The organism is Neisseria sp. P0021.S005 (assembly GCF_051956955.1).
Genome location: NZ_JBQCWY010000427.1, coordinates 1 through 2,625 on the forward strand (window position 1 = coordinate 1; position 2,625 = coordinate 2,625).

1 protein-coding gene is annotated in these 2,625 nt (G+C 52.5%); it reads right to left on the bottom strand.

What is annotated here, in order from left to right:
• Window positions 1-11: 11 nt before the first annotated feature.
• Window positions 12-2,597, bottom strand: coding sequence for a bifunctional aconitate hydratase 2/2-methylisocitrate dehydratase (gene acnB, locus ACTHUE_RS15115; protein WP_440423904.1), 2,586 nt, complete (start codon window positions 2,595-2,597; stop codon window positions 12-14).
• Between the last annotated feature and the right edge of the window lie 28 nt (window positions 2,598-2,625).

Below are 2,625 nucleotides of genomic sequence, written 5' to 3' on the forward strand. Positions count from 1 at the left end.
ACCTTGCTATATTAAACATTCACTTTCTCGGCTACTTCGTTGTAGCTGTCGATTTCATTGAAATTCATGTAGCGGTAGATTTGGTCGCCCTGCTCATTGATGATACCGATATTGGCTTGGTATTCTTCAACAGTCGGGATTTTACCCAGTTTGGAGCAGATTGCCGCCAACTCAGCCGAACCAAGGTAAACAAAGGTGTTTTTACCCAAACGGTTCGGGAAGTTACGGGTAGAAGTGGACATTACAGTCGCGCCCTCGTGTACTTGTGCTTGGTTACCCATACACAGTGAACAACCCGGCATTTCCATGCGCGCGCCGGCGCGGCCGAGTACGCCGTAGTGGCCTTCGTCGGACAACTCTTTCGCGTCCATTTTGGTCGGCGGTGCTACCCACAGGCGGACGGGGATGTCCGCTTTACCTTCCAAGAGTTTGGAAGCGGCGCGGAAGTGGCCGATGTTGGTCATGCACGAACCGATGAACACTTCGTCGATTTTGGTGCCGGAGCGTTCGGACATGAAGCATACGTCGTCCGGGTCGTTCGGACAGGCGATAATCGGCTCTTTGATGTCGTCCATGTTGATTTCAATCACGGCTGCGTATTCGGCATCTTTATCCGCTTCGAGCAATTCAGGATTTGCCAACCATGCTTCCATGGCTTTGATACGGCGTTCCAAAGTGCGCGAATCTTGATAGCCGTCGGCAATCATATTTTTCATCAACACAATATTGGATTTCATGTACTCGATAATCGGCTCTTTGTTGAGCTTCACAGTACAGCCTGCAGCAGAACGTTCGGCAGACGCGTCAGTCAATTCAAAGGCTTGTTCCACTTTCAAATCAGGCAGACCTTCGATTTCGAGGATGCGGCCGGAGAAGATGTTTTTCTTACCGGCTTTGGCAACGGTGAGCAAACCTTGTTTAATTGCGTAAAGCGGAATGGCGTTCACCAAGTCACGCAGGGTTACGCCCGGTTGCAGTTTACCGCTGAAGCGCACCAATACAGACTCAGGCATATCGAGCGGCATTACGCCGGTAGCTGCTGCAAAAGCAACCAAGCCGGAGCCGGCAGGGAAAGAAATACCGATAGGGAAACGGGTGTGGCTGTCGCCGCCGGTACCGACTGTATCAGGCAACAACAGACGGTTGAGCCATGAGTGAATCACGCCGTCGCCCGGACGCAGGGATACACCGCCACGGGTAGAGATGAAGGCAGGCAATTCTTTATGGGTTCTGACATCGACAGGTTTTGGATAAGCCGCAGTGTGACAGAAAGACTGCATCACCATATCGGCGGAGAAGCCCAAACAAGCCAAGTCTTTCAGCTCGTCGCGGGTCATCGGGCCGGTAGTGTCTTGCGAGCCGACCGTCGTCATACGCGGTTCGCAGTAAGTACCCGGGCGCACGCCTTGTCCTTCGGGCAGACCACAGGCACGGCCGACCATTTTTTGTGCCAACGTGAAACCGGCTTTGCTTTCGGCAGGCGCTTGAGGCAGGCGGAATTCGGTGGAAGCAGGCAGTTTCAAGGCTTCGCGAGCTTTGGCGGTCAGACCGCGACCGATAATCAGGTTAATACGGCCGCCGGCTTGCACTTCGTCCAGCAATACTTGAGATTTTAGGCTGAACTCGGCAACGGTTTCGCCGTTTTTCACGATTTTGCCTTCATAAGGCAGGATATCGACGACATCGCCCATTTTCAGAGCAGATACATCGACTTCAATCGGCAATGCGCCAGAGTCTTCTTGAGTATTGAAGAAAATAGGAGCAATTTTGCCGCCCAGGCATACGCCGCCGAAACGTTTATTCGGTACGAACGGAATATCTTCACCTGTATGCCAAATGACGGAGTTGGTAGCAGATTTACGTGAAGAACCGGTACCGACCACGTCGCCGACGTAGGCAACGGGATGACCTTTGGCTTTGAGTTCTTCCAATAATTTAATCGGACCGACTTCGCCCGGTTTGTCGGGTGTGATGCCGTCGCGCGGGTTTTTCAGCATGGCCAGCGCGTGCAGTGGAATATCGGGACGGCTCCACGCGTCGGGCGCGGGAGAGAGGTCGTCTGTATTGGTTTCGCCGTCAACTTTGAAGACGGTAACGGTGATTTTTTCGGGAACTTTGGCGCGTGAGGTGAACCATTCGGCATCTGCCCAAGATTGCAAAACTTCCTGCGCGTATTTGTTGCCTTTTTCGGCTTTTTCTTGAACATCGTGGAAAGAGTCAAACATCAACAGAGTGTGTTTCAGACCATTTGCAGCGATAGGTGCAAGTTTGTCATTGTCCAAGAGTTCGATGAGTGCATGAATGTTGTAACCGCCAAGCATGGTACCCAACAGCTCGGTAGCATACTCAGGGGAAATCAGCGGACTGGATGCGCTGCCTTCGGCAACGGCAGCCAAAAATGAGGCTTTAACTTTGGCAGCATCGTCCACGCCGGGTGGTACGCGGTGAGCCAACAGCTCAACCAAGAATTCACCTTCACCGGCAGGTGGATTTTTCAACAGCTCAACCAAATCAGCAGTCTGCTGAGCAGTCAGAGGAAGGGCGGGAATACCAAGGGCGGCGCGCTCGGCGGCGGCTTTACGATAGGCTTCTAACATCTCTTTGTTCCTTTTTCTGTTTTTTCTT

Bases quoted from the DNA above. Each gene is read 5' to 3' on its own strand.
- acnB (WP_440423904.1), bottom strand. From the start codon at position 2,597: ATGTTAGAAGCCTATCGTAAAGCCGCCGCCGAGCGCGCCGCCCTTGGT.